We start from the raw sequence: 16,645 nt of genomic DNA on the forward strand, positions 1-16,645 counted from the left end.
CAGTTAAGCACCGCCTCCCCACCGAACAAAGTGGCATATCCGCCTAAATATCGGCGCTTTCACCTTGTTTAGGACAAAGCACCCGACGATAGAGCGTCGCCTGCAACTCCTCGAATTTCACCGGTTTGCCAAGGTAATCGGTCAATCCCTGCTCAAGATCCAGGCCCTGTGCCGAGACCACCGCCGCCAGCACCGGCAACTCGGCATAACCGGGCAGCGCGCGGATCCGGCTGTCGATCGACAGTCCGTCGAGCAGCGGCAACGGACAGTCGATCAGCACCGCGTCGAACGATTCACGACGCAAAAACTCCAGCGCCGCCTCACCGCTGTCGGCGCTACGAACCCGATAGCCGAGCTTGAGCAACATGCCACGCACCACCAATTGATTGATGCTGTTGTCGTCGACCAGCAACACCGCGCAGTCCTGCGGTGCGCGTAAGCGGACGCTGCCGTGAACCTGACGCGATTGAGCGACAACCGGTTGCACAACATTCACCACGTCAAACTCGACATCAAGCTGGAAGCGGCTACCGCGTCCGGGCTCGGAACGATGAGTCAAACGTCCGCCAAGCAGCTCGACCAATTGCCGACAAATTGCCAGACCGACACCCAACCCACCGTATTCGCGAGTCATCGAGCCGTCGAGCTGGAAGAACCGCTGATACAGCGTGGCTTCACCCAGATCGGTGAAACCGATGCCGGTGTCGATCACGGCGAAAGACAGCGCCAGACGCCCCTCTTCGGCAAACTTGCCGCTGACCCGCAAGGCCAGTCCCCCCACCCGGGTGAACTTGATCGCGTTATCCAGCAAGCACTCCAGACTTTGCGCCAGCTTGGCGCTGTCACCGTGCAGACGGTCGGGTAGCCCAGGGGTCAGATCGACCTTGAAGTCCAAGGCCTTGCTCGCGGCGTTGGCGGCGAACTGCTGCTGCAAGGTCTCGACCATCGCGCGCAAGCTGAATGCTTCGGGGTACACCTTGAGTCGGCCGGCCTGCAACTCAGTCAGAGTCAGAATGCCGTTGACCATGCGCATCATGTCCCGTGCCGAACCGGCAGCCGTTTGTTGATACTGCTCAAGCTCCGGGTCGAGGTCGACGGTCTGCATCAACTCCAGCGAACCGATCACGCCGTTCATCGGCGTACGCAGTTCATGGGTCAGCGTCGCGAGAAATTCATCCTTGAGCTGGTTACTGCGGGCCAGTTGCTGGTTCAACACTTCGAGCTTCTGCCCGGCGTCAAACAGCGTCTGCGCCTGCTGCTCGCGCATGGCGTTGATCCGGTCAGCCAGGGCCAGCGACAGCAGCGCAACTTCAATTGCCGAGCCGATCTGACTGGCATACATGGTCAGGAACATGTTGGGCAGATAGCCGAGCACCATCAATGTATTGACGACACCGCCAAGCAGGAACGCCGACCAGGCAATGATGAAGTAGCGCGCCACCCGCAAGCCGCGCCACCAGGCGAAAATCCCGGCGAAGAAAATCACTACGGTGAAGATCAACGCCAACGCCGTCGCCAGGCGCAAGGCCAGGGCGTAGCTGGTCATCAACGACAACCCAACCACCACTGCGCTGCACGCAATCAACACCAACAGCAAGCGATCGAGCCAGCGACTGCAACTGGCCGTTTGCAGGAAGCTGCGGGCGAACTGGCTGCCGAACAGGGCGGCGCTGCCAATGAAAAACGGTGTCGAGGCGTTGGCCCACCACGGGTTGTTCGGCCAGAAATACTCGACTGCCGCGCCGTTGACCGACAGTTGGTAGAGGCCGAATGAGCCGATATAAAAGATGTAATAAAGGTAACTGGTGTCACGCACGCTCAGGTAGATGAACAGGTTGTAGACCAGCATCCCGAGTAGCACGCCGTAAATCAGACCGAGCACATACAGGCGCAAGGGCTGGTCTTCCAGATAGGCGGTGCTCGACCAAAGGGTCAGTGGCGCCTGGATCGAACCCTCGCTTTGCAGGCGCAAATACAGCGTTTCGCGCTGATCGGGGACGAAGTCCAGTTTGAACAGGTAGTTGTTTTGTCGAACCTGGCGACTGGCGAACGGCAAGGTATCGCCGGTACGACTGACCAATCGATATTCACCGGTGCTGTCCGGCACATAGAGGTCGATATGGTCCATCGGCGGATAAGCCAGCTCCAGCAGCCATCTGCGTTGAGCGTCGGGGTCTTTCGGGCGGTAGTGCAGATCGACTTTCAACCAGAACGCCGAATGCGAGTAACCGGCGTTCAGCGTGTCTTTGTCGTGGGTCTTGAAGTTGCCGGCCGCCGCTTGCGCGCGCACATCGGCGATGGATGCAGTGCCGGCGACATCTTCGTACACCTGCATGACTCGTCCCAAGGGGAGGCTTTGGGTGAGCTCATCAAAATCGGCTGCAGCCGCCAACATCGGCAAGCTCAACAGCAACATCAGCAAATAGCGCATAAAGCCCCAGCGTGGCCAGTCCGGTTGTGTCAGGAAGCCCCCCCATTCCCTTTGAGTAGACGTAAAACCGGCATTACCTGTTATTGGTTTGGATCCACTCTAGCATAGCCGCTGATGGCCATTGAACACCATTGGAAAATTTAGTCTAAAGGCTCTAGAACAGGCCTTTCAGAGCGAATGGCAAAACCGGAAATGTTGAGTCGGTCAGATTGTGACAATGCCAACAAGGTTGATGCGCACCTGTGGCGAGGGAGATTGCTCCCGTCGGCCGGTCCGCGTTCGGGCGTAGCCGTCGTAAAGTCAGCCGACGCGGTCTAACTGAAAGATCGTTTTGGGGCGGCTTCGCCGCCCAGCGGGAGCAAGCTCCCTCGCCACAATGTATCGGCAGAACAGGTTGGCACAGCACCCGAAAAAGATGTTTGGTGGTAAGCTCGCGCACCATGAATATCTACAGCTCTCGCCCCGTTGTCCTCTGTCTCTCCGGCCACGACCCAAGTGGTGGCGCCGGCTTGCAGGCAGATATCGAAGCCCTGCTCGCTCAGGGTTGTCATGCTGCCCCGGCAGTGACTGCGCTGACTGTGCAAGACACGGTCAACGTCAGTGACTTCCGCGTTCTCGACCGTGAGTGGGTGCTGGCGCAAGCCAACGCCGTGCTCAACGACTCGACGGTCGCGGCAGTCAAGCTGGGCATGCTCGGCTCACTGGAAATGGTCGACACCGTGGTCGAACTGCTTCAGGCGCATCCGCATCTGCCGGTGGTCTGTGACCCGGTACTGCGCGCCGGCGGTGGTGGACGACTGGGCAAGGACGAGGTCGGCTACGCCATGCGCGAGCGCCTGCTGCCACTGGCGATCATCGCCACCCCTAACCTCCCGGAAGCACGCATCCTTGCCGAATTGCCCGAAGGCACGGCCGATGAATGCGCAGAAAAACTCCTGCCTTATGTCAAGCACCTGCTGATCACCGGCGGTCATGGCGACGAACACGAAGTGCATAATCGCCTGTACAGCCGCGATGGCAGCCGCCACACCTACACCTGCCAGCGTCTGCCCGGCAGCTATCATGGTTCGGGCTGCACCTTGGCCAGCGCCCTGGCCGGACGCCTGGCCCAGGGCGAACACCTGGCCAGCGCGGTACAGTCGGCACTCAATTACACGTGGCGCACCCTGCGAGACGCCGAACAGCTGGGCAAAGGCCAGTTCGTGCCACGCCGTCTGCCGCTGGATTTTTGCTCGTAACGCCATGAGGCCTGCACGATGAAATTACGTGGCCTGTACGCCATTACCGACAGCCAACTGCTGGCTGGCAAGTTCCTGCCTTACGTGGAGGCTGCGCTGGACGGCGGCGTCACGCTGCTGCAGTACCGCGACAAAAGCAGCGACGAGGCCCGCCGACTGCGTGAGGCCGAGGCCCTGCATGACCTGTGCGGACGCTACAAGACCCAGCTGATCATCAATGACGACGCCGAACTGGCCGCGCGCCTGGGTGTCGGCGTACACCTGGGGCAGACCGATGGCCCGTTGACGCCGGCCCGCTCGCTGCTGGGGCGCCAGGCGATCATCGGTTCGACCTGTCATGCGCAACTCGAGCTCGCCGAACAAGCGGCAAAGGAAGGCGCCAGTTACGTCGCCTTCGGCCGCTTCTTCAACTCCAACACCAAGCCCGGCGCGCCGACCTGCAGTCTCGAACTGCTCGATCAGGCCCGCAGCAAACTGCACCTGCCGATCTGCGCGATCGGCGGCATCACCCTCGACAACGCCGCCCCGCTGGTGGCCCACGGGGTTGATCTGCTGGCCGTGGTTCACGGGCTGTTTGGTGCCGAAGACACTCAAGAAGTGACGCGCCGTGCCCGCGCCTTCAACGACTTGTTCAAAGCTTAAGTATTCAATTACCGATTTTTGAGAGCCCAATCATGTCTCGTTCCGAAACCCTGTTTGCCAATGCCCAGAAACACATTCCCGGCGGCGTGAACTCGCCTGTGCGTGCCTTCAAGAGCGTCGGCGGCACACCGCTGTTCTTCAAGCACGCCGAAGGCGCCTATGTGACGGACGAAGACGACAAGCGTTATGTCGATTACGTCGGCTCCTGGGGCCCGATGATTCTCGGCCACAGTCACCCGGACGTGCTCGACGCCGTGCGCAAGCAACTTGAACACGGTCTGTCCTACGGCGCCCCGACCGCGATGGAAACCGAGATGGCCGACCTGGTCTGCTCGATCGTGCCGTCGATGGAAATGGTGCGCATGGTCAGCTCCGGCACCGAGGCGACCATGAGCGCCATTCGCCTGGCCCGTGGTTTCACCGGCCGCGACAGCATCATCAAGTTCGAAGGTTGCTACCACGGTCACTCCGACAGCCTGTTGGTGAAAGCCGGCTCCGGCCTGCTGACCCATGGCGTGCCAAGCTCTGCCGGGGTTCCTGCGGCCTTCGCCAAGCACACCCTGACGCTGCCATTCAACGACATCGACGCCGTTGAAAAAATGCTCGCCGAAGTTGGCCAGGAAGTGGCGTGCATCATCGTCGAGCCAGTGGCGGGCAACATGAACTGCGTGCCGCCAGCGCCAGGTTTCCTCGAAGGCCTGCGCACCCTGTGTGACAAACACGGCGTGGTGCTGATCTTCGACGAAGTGATGACCGGTTTCCGCGTGGCACTGGGTGGGGCCCAGGCGTATTACGGCGTAACCCCGGACCTGAGCACCTTCGGCAAGATTATCGGTGGTGGCATGCCGGTCGGCTGCTTCGGCGGCAAACGCGAAATCATGTCGCACATCGCGCCGCTGGGTCCGGTTTACCAGGCGGGCACGCTGTCGGGTAACCCGTTGGCCATGGCCGCCGGCCTGACCACCCTGCGCCTGATCAGCCGCCCGGGCTTCCACGCCGAACTCAGCGAGTACACCAGTCGCCTGCTCGATGGCCTGCAACAGCGCGCCGATGCCGCTGGCATCCCGTTCGTCACCACCCAGGCCGGTGGCATGTTTGGCCTGTACTTCAGCGGCGCCGACGACATCGTGACCTTCGATGACGTGATGGCCAGCGATGCCAACCTGTTCAAGCGCTTCTTCCACCTGATGCTTGAAGGTGGCGTGTACCTGGCACCGAGCGCCTTCGAAGCCGGTTTCACCTCGATCGCTCACGGCGACGCCGAGCTGAAGCTGACGCTGGACGCTGCTGAACGTGCATTCGCTGCATTGAAGTAATGCAATAGACGCTGACGTCGACGATTGTCGGCGTCAGCTTTATCCTACCTGCCTAGCTTATTTCTTACGCGATACTGATAATTCCCCCAAAAGCGGCAGATATATTCCCCGCGCGGCAGAAAAACGAGTAAAGACTTTGTAAGGTGGGTCCTGCTTATTTCATAATGCGCGCTTATTGGATCCCTCGACGGGTCCGCGCGCCCTTCAGAGGTAAGTCGATTCCCATGAACCGCACCGGCCGCGCCCTTGCACTGGGCTGCCTGTTGCTCCTTCAGCCCCTGCTCGCGCATGCACAAGCAGGCGGCAACTCGTTGTTGATCCCAGCGATGGGTCGTTGCACCCTCAATACCCAGCCTGAAGACCTGAAGGAGGCGCTCGCCGCCTGCCAGAAAGCGTCGGACGCCGGGGATGCGGAAGCGCAATACGAGTTGGGCGAGTTCTACTACGACGGCAAACGCGTGCCGCGCGACCTCAATCAAGCCCTGAGCTACTTCGAAAAAGCTTCCCTGCAAGGCCACGCTCAGGCGCAATTCAAACTCGGCATCATGTTCTTCCATGGCGAAGGCGTGCCGGCCAATAACGTTCAGGCATATATCGTGCTGAAAATGGCCGCGGTCAACGGCGCGGAAGATGCGCTGGACACCGCCGACGAAGTCGCCGAACACATGCAACGCAGTGAACTGGAAGTTGCGACCCAGGTGCTGGGGCAAATTTTCCGTAAATACCTGATGGAACTGCAAAGCGCCGACGGGCGTACGCCTTTCTCGCCATTACCCTGAATCCAGCGCGGGCAGTGTGGTGAGGGGGCTTGCCCCCGTCGGCCGGTCCGCGTTCGGGCGCAGCAGTCGTAAAGTCGGCTGACGCGTTGTGACAAATTGATTTCAGGGCCGCTTCGCGGCCCAACGGGGGCAAGCCCCCTCGCCACAGTGAGGCTTACTTCTCAGGCATCGGCATCGGAAACGGCATGACATTGCCGACCGCGCCACGGGCTTCGCTGATTTTCGGGGTGCCCATACGCTCGACTTCGTCGATGCGCACAATCGAATGCATCGGCACAAAACTACGCACCACGCCCTCGAATTGAGCCTTGAGCTTCTCTTCGCTCGGATCGACGACCACTTGCGTGCGCTCGCCAAAGACGAACTCTTCCACTTCCAGAAAGCCCCACAGATCACTTTGATAGATCTGCTTGGCGTACATTTCGAACACCTGGCCCTGGTTGAGGAAAATCACCTTGTAGATTGGAGCTTCACGTTTGGTCATGGTGGGCGAACAACACATCGAGGGATAAAAATGAGGGCGCGAACTATAGCATAGCCGCTGGACGCACGACGGTAGGAACCTGGGGACTTGTTCCCTATAATGCGCGGTTCTTTGAATCACGTGATGAACCCGTCCATGGCCAAGAAGCTTTACATCGAAACCCACGGTTGCCAGATGAACGAGTACGACAGCTCGCGCATGGTCGATCTGCTGGGCGAACATCAGGCCCTGGAAGTGACGGCGCGCGCCGAAGACGCAGACGTCATCCTGCTCAACACCTGCTCGATTCGCGAGCGCGCCCAGGACCGGGTGTACTCCCAGCTTGGCCGCTGGCGCGAACTGAAGCTCGCCAACCCGGAAATGGTCATCGCCGTCGGCGGTTGCGTGGCCAGCCAGGAAGGCGCGGCAATCCGCGACCGCGCACCCTATGTCGACGTGGTCTTCGGCCCGCAGACTTTGCACCGCCTGCCGGAAATGATCGACGCCGCGCGCCTGACCAAACTGCCGCAAGTCGACGTCTCGTTCCCGGAAATCGAAAAATTCGACCACCTGCCAGAACCGCGCATCGATGGCCCAAGCGCCTATGTATCGGTGATGGAAGGTTGCAGCAAGTACTGCACTTTCTGCGTAGTGCCCTATACCCGCGGTGAAGAAGTCAGCCGACCGTTCGACGACGTGATCGCCGAGATCATTCACCTGGCCGAGAACGGCGTGCGTGAAGTCACCCTGCTGGGGCAGAACGTCAACGGTTATCGCGGCCTGACTCACGATGGGCGCCTGGCCGATCTGGCCGAGCTGATCCGTGTGGTGGCGGCCGTCGATGGCATCGACCGTATTCGCTACACCACGTCACACCCGCTGGAGTTCTCCGACAGCCTGATCCAGGCCCACGCCGATGTACCGGAACTGGTCAAACACCTGCATTTGCCGGTGCAGTCGGGTTCGGACCGGATTCTTGCAGCGATGAAGCGCAACCACACCGCACTCGAGTACAAGTCGAAACTGCGCAAGCTGCGCGCCGCCGTGCCGGGCATTTGCATCAGTTCGGACTTTATCGTCGGCTTCCCCGGCGAGACCGAAAAAGACTTCGAACAGACCATGAAGCTGATTGAAGACGTCGGTTTCGACTTCTCCTACTCGTTCGTCTACAGCCAGCGCCCGGGCACCCCGGCTGCCGACCTGGCCGACGAAACCCCGGAAGAGCTGAAAAAAGAGCGCCTGAACGCCCTGCAACATCGCCTCAACCAGCAAGGTTTCGAGATCAGCCGACAAATGGTCGGTTCAACCCAGCGGATCCTGGTGACCGATTACTCGAAAAAAGACCCGGGCGAACTGCAAGGCCGGACCGAGAATAATCGAATCGTAAACTTCCGCTGCGACAATCCGACCTTGATCGGCCAGTTCGCCGACGTGCACATCGACGCCGCACAGCCGCACTCGCTACGTGGCTCGTTGATTCAACAAGGCTAGTTCCGGCTAGTGCGGGCTCCTGTGGCGAGGGAGCTTGCTCCCGCTCGGTTGCGAAGCAGCCGCAAACCAGTCGCTTCGGTACCTTCTGAAAAACCGTAGTGACCGGGCTGGGAGCGCTTCGCACTCCAGCGGGAGCAAGCTCCCTCGCCACAGGAATGGAATGGGTGTTTGATGTTGGTCTGTTTAAGAGCTTTCGTACCCAGGCCTCTGGCGTTATCCTTGATTTATCTCCATTGCCCCAGGGCGGCTAAAAACAACCTTGAACGCACCCATAGAACCACATCGCTTCATCCTCGAGCCCTTTGAGGCTCATCGCTTCGCCAATCTGTGCGGGCAATTCGACGAGCATTTGCGCTTGATCGAACAGCGCCTGGCGATCGTGATCCGCAATCGCGGCAATCAGTTCGAATTGATCGGCGAGCCCAAGCACACCATCTCCGCGGAAAACCTGCTGCGCCGCCTCTACCGTGAAACCAAGAGTAGCGAGCTGTCGCCAGACATGGTTCACCTGTTCCTGCAGGAATCGGCCGTGGAAGAAATGGACAACCATTCGCCCGCCGAACCCTCAGTCGCCCTGCGCACCAAAAAAGGCATGATTCGCCCTCGCGGCTTGAATCAGCTGCGCTATGTGAAGGAAATCCTGGGCAACGATATCAACTTCGGCATCGGCCCCGCCGGTACCGGCAAGACCTATCTGGCCGTTGCCTGCGCAGTCGATGCGCTGGAGCGCGAGCAGATCCGCCGCATCCTGCTGGTACGTCCAGCGGTCGAGGCCGGCGAGAAACTCGGCTTCCTGCCCGGCGACCTGGCACAAAAAATCGACCCGTACCTGCGCCCGCTGTATGACGCGCTGTACGAAATGCTCGGCTTTGAACACGTCGCCAAGCTGATCGAACGCCAGGTGATCGAAGTTGCGCCGCTGGCTTACATGCGAGGCCGCACGCTGAACAACAGCTTCATCATCCTCGACGAAAGCCAGAACACCACCGTCGAACAGATGAAGATGTTCCTGACACGGATCGGTTTTGGCTCGACCGCGGTCATCACCGGTGACATCACCCAGATCGACCTGCCGAAAGGCACCAAGTCCGGGCTGATTCATGTGATCGACGTGCTCAAGGAAGTACCGGGCATCAGCTTTACCCACTTCAAACCCAAAGACGTCGTGCGCCACCCGCTGGTGCAGCGCATTGTCGAAGCCTACGAGCGTTTCGAAAATCGCCTGATTGACGAACCTGCAACGCTTTCCGCTGAAAAGGGCAATCGTCACGATGCTTGAGCTTGATCTGCAACTGGCGACCGAAGCGCCCGCTCCAAGCGAAGCCGAGTTCCGCCAATGGTGCGAACTGGCCCTGCGTCAGCGCACCGCCGACTCTGAATTGACCATTCGCCTGGTCGACGAGGAAGAAGGCCGCGAGCTGAACTACACCTGGCGTCAAAAGGATTACGCAACCAATGTGTTGTCGTTCCCTGCCGATGTGCCCGATGAATTGCTGGACATCCCGTTGCTGGGCGATCTGGTGATCTGCGTGGCCGTGGTCGAGCGCGAGGCTGCCGAGCAAGGCAAGGAGTTGAAGGCCCACTGGGCGCATCTGGTCATTCACGGCTGCTTGCATCTGCTTGGTTACGACCATATAGATGATGACGAAGCCGAAGAAATGGAAGCACTGGAACGAACGTTGCTTGCAGAGTTGGGTCATCCTGACCCCTATGCGGACGACGAAACCGAAACATCCCCTATCGTTACAACAAAGGATTCAGAGTAATCGCTATGAGCGAAGATCGATCGAGCAACGGGCAAAAGTCCTGGCTGGGTAAGCTCACCCAGGCTTTTGCCCACGAGCCGAAAAACCGTCAGGAGCTGCTGGAGCTTCTGCGTGATGCCCATCAGAACAAGTTGCTGGACAGCGAAGCGCTGGCCATCGTCGAGGGCGCCATCCAGGTTGCTGACCTGCAAGTACGCGACATCATGGTCCCGCGCTCGCAGATGGTCAGCATCAAGGCGACCCAGACACCCCGTGAATTCCTCCCGGCCGTGGTTGAGTCCGCGCACTCGCGTTACCCGGTAATCGGCGAGAGCCACGACGACGTCATGGGCGTGTTGCTGGCCAAGGATCTGCTGCCGCTGATCCTCAAGGAGAACGGCGACAGCTTCAACATCAAGGATTTGCTGCGTCCGGCCACTTTCGTGCCCGAGTCCAAGCGTCTGAACGTGTTGCTGCGCGAGTTCCGCGCCAACCATAACCACATGGCCATCGTCATCGACGAATACGGCGGCGTGGCGGGTCTGGTGACCATCGAAGACGTGCTCGAGCAAATCGTCGGCGACATCGAAGACGAGCACGACGTTGAAGAAGACAGCTACATCAAGCCACTGCCAAGCGGCGACTTCCTGATCAAGGCCCTGACACCGATCGAGAACTTCAACGAGTTCTTCGACAGCGAATTCTCCGACGACGAATTCGATACCGTTGGCGGCCTGGTGATGAGCGCGTTCGGGCACTTGCCAAAACGCAACGAAATCACTGAAATCGGCGCCTATCGCTTCCGCATCCTGAACGCCGACAGCCGTCGCATTCACTTGCTGCGCTTGACCCCTATAGCCCGCTAAGGACTGACATGCGTTGGATCACCCGCCCCGGCTGGCCCGGTAACCTGCTGGCCGTGGCGGCCGGTGCACTCACCACTCTGGCCTTGGCGCCATTCGATATCTGGCCGCTGGCATTGCTGGCGGTCGGATTTTTCTATGCGGGCTTGCGTGAACTGACACCTCGTCAGGCGCTGGGTCGCGGCTGGTGTTTCGGTTTCGGCCTGTTTGGCGCCGGCACCAGTTGGATCTACTACAGCATCCATAACTTTGGTGGCGCTTCGATGCTGCTCGCCGGATTGCTGATGCTGGCGTTCACCGCCGCGATTGCCTGGTTCTTCGCCCTGCCCGCCTGGATCTGGGCGCGCTGGTTGCGCCGTAACGAAGCGCCATTGGCCGACGCCTTGGCATTCGCGGCGTTGTGGGTGGGCCAGGAAGCGTTTCGCGGCTGGTTCCTCACCGGTTTTCCATGGCTTTATTCCGGTTACAGCCAACTCGACGGTCCGCTCGCCGGATTGGCGCCATTGGGTGGTATGTGGCTGATTTCCTTCAGCCTGGCCCTGACCGCCGCGCTTGCGTACAACCTGCCACGCCTGATCAAGGCCGGACACAAAGGCTTTATCGTCGCCGGCCTGCTGTTGCTGGCTGCGCCTTGGATCATCGGCCTGTCGCTCAAAGGCCACGCCTGGACCAGCCCTTCGGGCAATCCGCTGAGCGTCGCGGCGATTCAGGGCAACATCGAACAAAGCATGAAGTGGGACCCGGCGCAGCTCAACGCGCAACTGGCGCTGTACCGCGACATGAGCTTCACCTCCAAACGTGTCGACCTGCTGATCTGGCCGGAAACCGCGGTCCCGGTGCTCAAGGAGTCTGCCGAGGGCTACCTGAACATGATGGGCAGCTTCGCCGCCGAACGTAACTCGGCACTGATTACCGGCGTGCCGATCCGCCAGGAAGTGCATCACGAGAAACGCTTCTACAATGGCATCACGGTGGTTGGCCAAGGCGATGGCACTTACCTCAAGCAGAAACTGGTGCCGTTTGGCGAATACGTGCCGCTGCAAGAGTTACTGCGCGGCCTGATTGCGTTCTTCGATCTGCCGATGTCGGATTTCGCCCGCGGCCCGGCTGATCAGCCGTTGTTGCAAGCCAAGGGTTATCAGATTGCACCGTTCATCTGTTACGAAGTGGTCTACCCGGAATTTGCCGCCAGCCTTTCGGCGCGCAGCGATTTGCTGCTGACCATCAGCAACGACACCTGGTTCGGCACCTCCATCGGCCCGCTGCAGCACTTGCAGATGGCGCAGATGCGAGCGCTGGAAGCCGGGCGCTGGATGATTCGCGCGACCAACAACGGCGTCACCGGATTGATTGATCCCTTCGGCAAAATCACCGTGCAAATCCCGCAATTCGAACGCGGCATTCTCTACGGTGACGTGGTGCCGATGCACAACCTGACGCCTTACCTGCAATGGCGCTCGTGGCCGCTGCTTATCCTTTGTGTACTGCTGTTTGGCTGGGCATTGCTGGCCAGCCGGATCGCCAAGACGGTTTAAGCGCTTGTGGCGAGGGAGCTTGCTCCCTTGCCACAGAGGTGGGAACGATCAATATCAGCGATAAAAAATCGAATAGCCGATCTGCCCCACGGCCTCATTCAACAGCTGCCCCGATCGCCAGATCGACTTGAACGTCGGCATCCAGCCACCCAACGGCTCGCCATTATCGGTGCCTAAAAAGCCCACCGGAGCCGGCACCACGGTAAATCCCGCCTGCTCGAAACTCCAGACGCTGCGCGGCATATGCCAGGCTTGCGTCACCACCACGACCCGCTTCAACCCCAAAGGCTCCAGCAGTTCGGCAGTGAATTGGGCGTTTTCCCAGGTGGTGCGGCTGCGCCCTTCCTGCCAACGAACCGTGACCCCAAAATCATCCTGTAACGAATCGGCCATCAACTTCGCTTCAGTCGGCGGCGTGCCGTAATGCAAACCACCGCTGGTCAACACCGGCAAACCCGACGCCTTGGCCAGCCGCGCCGCATAGCGCTCACGCTCCAGCGCCACACCCGTTGGCTGATCGGAACCCCAGGCCAGGTCACCGCGTTCGCGCCCCGCCCCCAGCACCACGATCACATCCGCGCGCTCGGCCAGAGTCGCCCATTCGCTGCGGGCCAGCGGTGCTTCACGCTCAAGGGCCTTCGCGCTCCACTGCACAACGACCGGCAAGCTCATCAACCAGAACCCACCGGCGCCCAAGGCAAAACACAGCCCTGCAAGGCGTGGTCTTGAGCGGCGCAACCACCAGGCAAGCGCAAGCAACAGCAAAAAAATACCGGGTGGCAGAAGCAGTTGTTTAACGAAATAACGAAAAGGCATCGGGCATCTCCTGAGATGCCCGAAGCCTAAGTGGGTTGAAACAAAGCGACAACTAAGATGGAAGGCCTTTCCTTCAAAAAGCCATCTCGGGCGACTTCATGCGCCCGCTTGGGGCAACGAACATTTGCCTGATCGCTTACTTGACCAGCAGGGACCGGACCTTTACCGCGTCTCTGCGAGAGAGCTTGTCTTGCAACCAGATAATTTTCGCCGAACGGGGAACGTCCTTAGGCTTCACTGCTTCTGATGACAAGCATCCTTGCGCCTCATGTTCACTACGATCCAGATAAGCCATGATCAGTTCGAACTCTGCGCGGCTCAACCCGCGAAGTTCCAGCTCCACCGGACGCTCATCGCGTAACCGGCCAGCTGTCCTTGCAGCATCCAGGGCCAGCCCCAGGCGCTCTATCAGCTTTTCGTACAGCTCCGGTTTAGTTACTTTTCGTTGTGACTCAACCATCCCTCACCTCATTGAAGATAAGACTCACTCCCCATCTAGAGCTTAGCTTCGCTGAGAAAACCGTTCAGGTGCCGCGACCAACGGCCCTACGCGTGTAATCAAGGTTTCCCTCGGTAGAGCGCGGTCATGTATGCTACGGCGCTTCCTGTAACTCCACTTCCAGCTCGACTGGGCATCGAAAACGCCACTTTTGGCGTCATCAGCGTCCAGCGTTGCATTGAAGAGGATTAGGCCACCCCTATTCAGTTCAAAAGTAGCCATGCACGAACAATACCAGCCCCGTGAAATCGAAGCCGCCGCCCAGTCGTTCTGGGACGAGCAAAAGTCCTTTGAAGTCAGTGAACAGCCAGGCAAGGAGACTTTCTACTGCCTGTCGATGTTCCCTTACCCCAGCGGCAAGCTACACATGGGGCACGTGCGCAACTACACCATTGGCGACGTGATCTCCCGCTATCAGCGCATGCAAGGCAAAAACGTCCTGCAACCCATGGGTTGGGACGCTTTTGGCATGCCGGCGGAAAACGCCGCAATGAAGAACAACGTAGCGCCCGCCAAGTGGACCTACGAAAACATCGCCTACATGAAATCCCAGCTGCGCAGCCTGGGCCTGGCGGTGGACTGGTCGCGCGAAGTCACCACCTGCAAGCCGGATTACTACCGTTGGGAACAATGGCTGTTCACTCGCCTGTTCGAAAAAGGCGTGATCTACCGTAAAAACGGCACCGTGAACTGGGACCCGGTCGACCAGACCGTTCTGGCCAACGAACAGGTGATCGACGGTCGCGGCTGGCGCTCCGGCGCGCTGATCGAAAAACGCGAAATCCCGATGTACTACTTCAAGATCACCGCTTACGCGGATGAACTGCTGGAGAGTCTCGACGACCTGCCGGGCTGGCCTGAGCAAGTCAAAACCATGCAGCGCAACTGGATTGGCAAATCCCGCGGCATGGAAGTGCAGTTCCCGTACAACGTCGACTCGATCGGCGAAACGGGCGCACTGAAAGTCTTCACCACCCGTCCGGACACCCTGATGGGCGCGACCTACGTTGCCGTGGCTGCCGAACATCACCTGGCGACCCTGGCGGCGAAGAACAACCCTGAGCTGCAAGCGTTCATCACAGAATGCAAAGGCGGCAGCGTGGCCGAAGCCGACGTTGCCACCCAGGAGAAAAAAGGCCTGCCGACCGGCCTGTTCGTCGAGCACCCGCTGACCGGCGAAAAATTGCCGGTATGGGTCGCCAACTATGTGCTGATGCACTACGGCGACGGCGCGGTAATGGCGGTTCCGGCCCACGACGAGCGCGATTTCGAATTCGCCCACAAGTACAACCTGCCGGTTAAATCAGTCGTGCGCACCAGTTCCGGTGATAGCAACCCGACACCATGGCAAGACGCCTACGGCGAACACGGCACGCTGATCAATTCCGGCGAGTTCGACGGCCTGGACTTCGCGGGCGCGTTCGACGCCATCGAAGTAGCCTTGATCAAGAAAAGCCTCGGTGCCTCGCGCACTCAGTTCCGCCTGCGCGACTGGGGTATCAGTCGCCAGCGTTACTGGGGCTGCCCGATTCCGATCATCCACTGCAATACCTGCGGTGACGTGCCGGTGCCGGAAGACCAACTGCCTGTCGTGCTGCCGGAAGACGTCGTACCCGATGGCGCCGGTTCGCCATTGGCGCGCATGCCCGAGTTCTACGAATGCACGTGCCCGAAATGCGGCGCACCTGCCAAGCGTGAAACCGACACCATGGACACCTTCGTCGAGTCCTCGTGGTACTACGCTCGTTACGCCTCGCCGCACTATGAAGGTGGCCTGGTGGAAAAATCCGCGGCCGACCACTGGTTGCCGGTGGATCAATACATCGGCGGTATCGAACACGCGATCCTGCACCTGCTCTACGCACGCTTCTTCCACAAGCTGATGCGCGACGAAGGCCTGGTGAGTTCCAACGAACCGTTCAAGAACCTGCTGACCCAGGGCATGGTGATCGCCGAGACTTATTATCGTCGCGAAGCCAATGGTGCTTACACCTGGTTCAACCCGGCGGACGTGGTACTCGAGCGCGACAGCAAGGCCAAGGTCATTAGCGCCAAGTTGATCGCAGACGGCTTGCCGGTGGAAATCGGCGGGACCGAGAAGATGGCCAAGTCGAAGAACAACGGCGTCGATCCACAGTCGATGATCGATCAGTTCGGCGCAGACACTTGCCGCCTGTTCATGATGTTCGCCTCGCCACCGGACATGAGCGCGGAATGGTCCGACTCCGGCGTAGAAGGTTCGCACCGCTTCCTCAAGCGCGTCTGGCGTCTCGCTCAAGCGCACGTCATCCAGGGCCTGCCGGGCAAACTGGACGTCGCCACCTTGAACGACGAGCAGAAAGCCATTCGCCGTTCAATCCACCAGGCTATCAAGCAGGCCAGCCACGACGTGGGCCAGAACCACAAATTCAACACCGCCATCGCCCAAGTGATGACGCTGATGAACGTGCTGGAAAAAGCCGCGCAAGGCACCGAACAGGACCGCGCGCTGATTCACGAAGGCCTGGAAACCGTGACCCTGCTACTGGCCCCGATCACCCCGCACATCAGCCATGAGCTGTGGCATCGCCTGGGTCACGCCGATCCGGTGATCGATGCCGGTTGGCCGGTTCTGGACGACAGCGCGCTGGTTCAAGACAGCCTGCAACTGGTGATTCAGGTCAACGGCAAGCTGCGCGGCCAGATCGAAATGCCGGCCAGTGCCAGCCGCGAAGAAGTCGAAGCCGCCGCACGGGCCAATGAAAACGTGCTGCGCTTTGTCGACGGCCTGACTATTCGTAAAGTGATCGTAGTGCCCGGAAAACTGGTCAATATCGTCGCTAGCTAA

14 protein-coding genes are annotated in these 16,645 nt (G+C 59.8%); 10 read left to right on the plus strand and 4 right to left on the minus strand.

What is annotated here, in order from left to right:
* Nucleotides 1-43: 43 nt before the first annotated feature.
* A complete protein-coding gene (locus AO353_RS06345; RefSeq protein WP_054594190.1) occupies nucleotides 44-2,431 on the minus strand; it encodes a hybrid sensor histidine kinase/response regulator in 2,388 nt (795 codons plus the stop codon).
* Between the two features lie 440 nt (nucleotides 2,432-2,871).
* On the opposite strand from AO353_RS06345, the gene AO353_RS06350 reads away from it, so the two are divergent.
* The 4 genes from AO353_RS06350 to AO353_RS06365 all read left to right on the plus strand — a co-directional run bounded on the left by AO353_RS06350 (nucleotide 2,872) and on the right by AO353_RS06365 (nucleotide 6,406).
* Nucleotides 2,872-3,669, plus strand: coding sequence for a hydroxymethylpyrimidine/phosphomethylpyrimidine kinase (locus AO353_RS06350; RefSeq protein ID WP_019691830.1), 798 nt, complete (start codon nucleotides 2,872-2,874; stop codon nucleotides 3,667-3,669).
* 18 nt (nucleotides 3,670-3,687) lie between these two features.
* The gene (gene thiE / locus AO353_RS06355) at nucleotides 3,688-4,311 is read left to right on the plus strand and encodes a thiamine phosphate synthase (protein WP_054594191.1); all 624 of its coding nucleotides are present in this window, start codon (nucleotides 3,688-3,690) and stop codon (nucleotides 4,309-4,311) included.
* Nucleotides 4,312-4,343: 32 nt separating this feature from the next.
* The gene (gene hemL, locus AO353_RS06360; protein WP_054594192.1) at nucleotides 4,344-5,627 is read left to right on the plus strand and encodes a glutamate-1-semialdehyde 2,1-aminomutase; all 1,284 of its coding nucleotides are present in this window, start codon (nucleotides 4,344-4,346) and stop codon (nucleotides 5,625-5,627) included.
* 224 nt (nucleotides 5,628-5,851) lie between these two features.
* Nucleotides 5,852-6,406, plus strand: a complete 555-nt coding sequence (locus AO353_RS06365) for a tetratricopeptide repeat protein (RefSeq protein WP_054594193.1) — start codon at nucleotides 5,852-5,854, stop codon at nucleotides 6,404-6,406.
* Nucleotides 6,407-6,560: 154 nt separating this feature from the next.
* Here the strand turns inward: AO353_RS06365 and AO353_RS06370 are convergent, their stop codons facing one another.
* A complete protein-coding gene (locus AO353_RS06370) occupies nucleotides 6,561-6,890 on the minus strand; it encodes a DUF1820 family protein (RefSeq protein ID WP_008052403.1) in 330 nt (109 codons plus the stop codon).
* A 135-nt stretch (nucleotides 6,891-7,025) separates the two neighbouring features.
* Between AO353_RS06370 and miaB the strand changes: the two genes are divergently transcribed.
* From miaB to lnt, 5 genes are all read left to right on the plus strand, one after another.
* Nucleotides 7,026-8,360: a tRNA (N6-isopentenyl adenosine(37)-C2)-methylthiotransferase MiaB gene (miaB, locus tag AO353_RS06375; protein ID WP_054598186.1), complete on the plus strand. Its 1,335-nt coding sequence runs from the start codon at nucleotides 7,026-7,028 to the stop codon at nucleotides 8,358-8,360.
* Between the two features lie 259 nt (nucleotides 8,361-8,619).
* A complete protein-coding gene (locus AO353_RS06380; protein WP_054594194.1) occupies nucleotides 8,620-9,639 on the plus strand; it encodes a PhoH family protein in 1,020 nt (339 codons plus the stop codon).
* Nucleotides 9,632-10,126, plus strand: coding sequence for an rRNA maturation RNase YbeY (gene ybeY, locus AO353_RS06385; protein WP_019691824.1), 495 nt, complete (start codon nucleotides 9,632-9,634; stop codon nucleotides 10,124-10,126). Before AO353_RS06380 ends, ybeY begins: the two co-directional genes overlap by 8 nt.
* Nucleotides 10,127-10,131: 5 nt before the next feature.
* Nucleotides 10,132-10,971, plus strand: coding sequence for an HlyC/CorC family transporter (locus tag AO353_RS06390; RefSeq protein WP_019691823.1), 840 nt, complete (start codon nucleotides 10,132-10,134; stop codon nucleotides 10,969-10,971).
* A gap of 8 nt (nucleotides 10,972-10,979) precedes the next feature.
* Nucleotides 10,980-12,503: an apolipoprotein N-acyltransferase gene (gene lnt / locus AO353_RS06395; protein WP_054594195.1), complete on the plus strand. Its 1,524-nt coding sequence runs from the start codon at nucleotides 10,980-10,982 to the stop codon at nucleotides 12,501-12,503.
* 54 nt (nucleotides 12,504-12,557) lie between these two features.
* Here lnt and AO353_RS06400 read toward each other — a convergent pair whose 3' ends face one another.
* On the minus strand, nucleotides 12,558-13,319 hold the full coding sequence (locus AO353_RS06400; RefSeq protein ID WP_054594196.1) for a YdcF family protein: 762 nt from the start codon (nucleotides 13,317-13,319) through the stop codon (nucleotides 12,558-12,560).
* 136 nt (nucleotides 13,320-13,455) lie between these two features.
* Nucleotides 13,456-13,779 (minus strand): hypothetical protein, encoded by a 324-nt coding sequence (locus AO353_RS06405; RefSeq protein WP_054594197.1) that lies wholly within the window; start codon nucleotides 13,777-13,779, stop codon nucleotides 13,456-13,458.
* Between the two features lie 259 nt (nucleotides 13,780-14,038).
* Between AO353_RS06405 and leuS the strand changes: the two genes are divergently transcribed.
* Nucleotides 14,039-16,645 carry a leucine--tRNA ligase gene (gene leuS / locus AO353_RS06410; RefSeq protein WP_054594198.1) on the plus strand — a complete coding sequence of 869 codons (2,607 nt, stop codon included), beginning with the start codon at nucleotides 14,039-14,041 and terminating at the stop codon, nucleotides 16,643-16,645.

Origin of the sequence: Pseudomonas fluorescens (assembly GCF_001307155.1) — a bacterium.
In the GTDB taxonomy this organism is placed as follows: Bacteria; Pseudomonadota; Gammaproteobacteria; order Pseudomonadales; family Pseudomonadaceae; genus Aquipseudomonas; species Aquipseudomonas helvetica.

Excerpts from the sequence above, each read along its gene's own strand:
- AO353_RS06400 (WP_054594196.1), bottom strand. The coding sequence starts at position 13,319 with ATGCCTTTTCGTTATTTCGTTAAACAACTGCTTCTGCCACCCGGTATT.
- AO353_RS06390 (WP_019691823.1), top strand. The coding sequence starts at position 10,132 with ATGAGCGAAGATCGATCGAGCAACGGGCAAAAGTCCTGGCTGGGTAAG.
- AO353_RS06365 (WP_054594193.1), top strand. The coding sequence starts at position 5,852 with ATGAACCGCACCGGCCGCGCCCTTGCACTGGGCTGCCTGTTGCTCCTT.
- thiE (WP_054594191.1), top strand. The coding sequence starts at position 3,688 with ATGAAATTACGTGGCCTGTACGCCATTACCGACAGCCAACTGCTGGCT.
- miaB (WP_054598186.1), top strand. The coding sequence starts at position 7,026 with ATGGCCAAGAAGCTTTACATCGAAACCCACGGTTGCCAGATGAACGAG.
- leuS (WP_054594198.1), top strand. The coding sequence starts at position 14,039 with ATGCACGAACAATACCAGCCCCGTGAAATCGAAGCCGCCGCCCAGTCG.
- AO353_RS06405 (WP_054594197.1), bottom strand. The coding sequence starts at position 13,779 with ATGGTTGAGTCACAACGAAAAGTAACTAAACCGGAGCTGTACGAAAAG.
- AO353_RS06370 (WP_008052403.1), bottom strand. The coding sequence starts at position 6,890 with ATGACCAAACGTGAAGCTCCAATCTACAAGGTGATTTTCCTCAACCAG.
- lnt (WP_054594195.1), top strand. The coding sequence starts at position 10,980 with ATGCGTTGGATCACCCGCCCCGGCTGGCCCGGTAACCTGCTGGCCGTG.
- hemL (WP_054594192.1), top strand. The coding sequence starts at position 4,344 with ATGTCTCGTTCCGAAACCCTGTTTGCCAATGCCCAGAAACACATTCCC.
- AO353_RS06345 (WP_054594190.1), bottom strand. The coding sequence starts at position 2,431 with ATGCGCTATTTGCTGATGTTGCTGTTGAGCTTGCCGATGTTGGCGGCT.
- ybeY (WP_019691824.1), top strand. The coding sequence starts at position 9,632 with ATGCTTGAGCTTGATCTGCAACTGGCGACCGAAGCGCCCGCTCCAAGC.
- AO353_RS06350 (WP_019691830.1), top strand. The coding sequence starts at position 2,872 with ATGAATATCTACAGCTCTCGCCCCGTTGTCCTCTGTCTCTCCGGCCAC.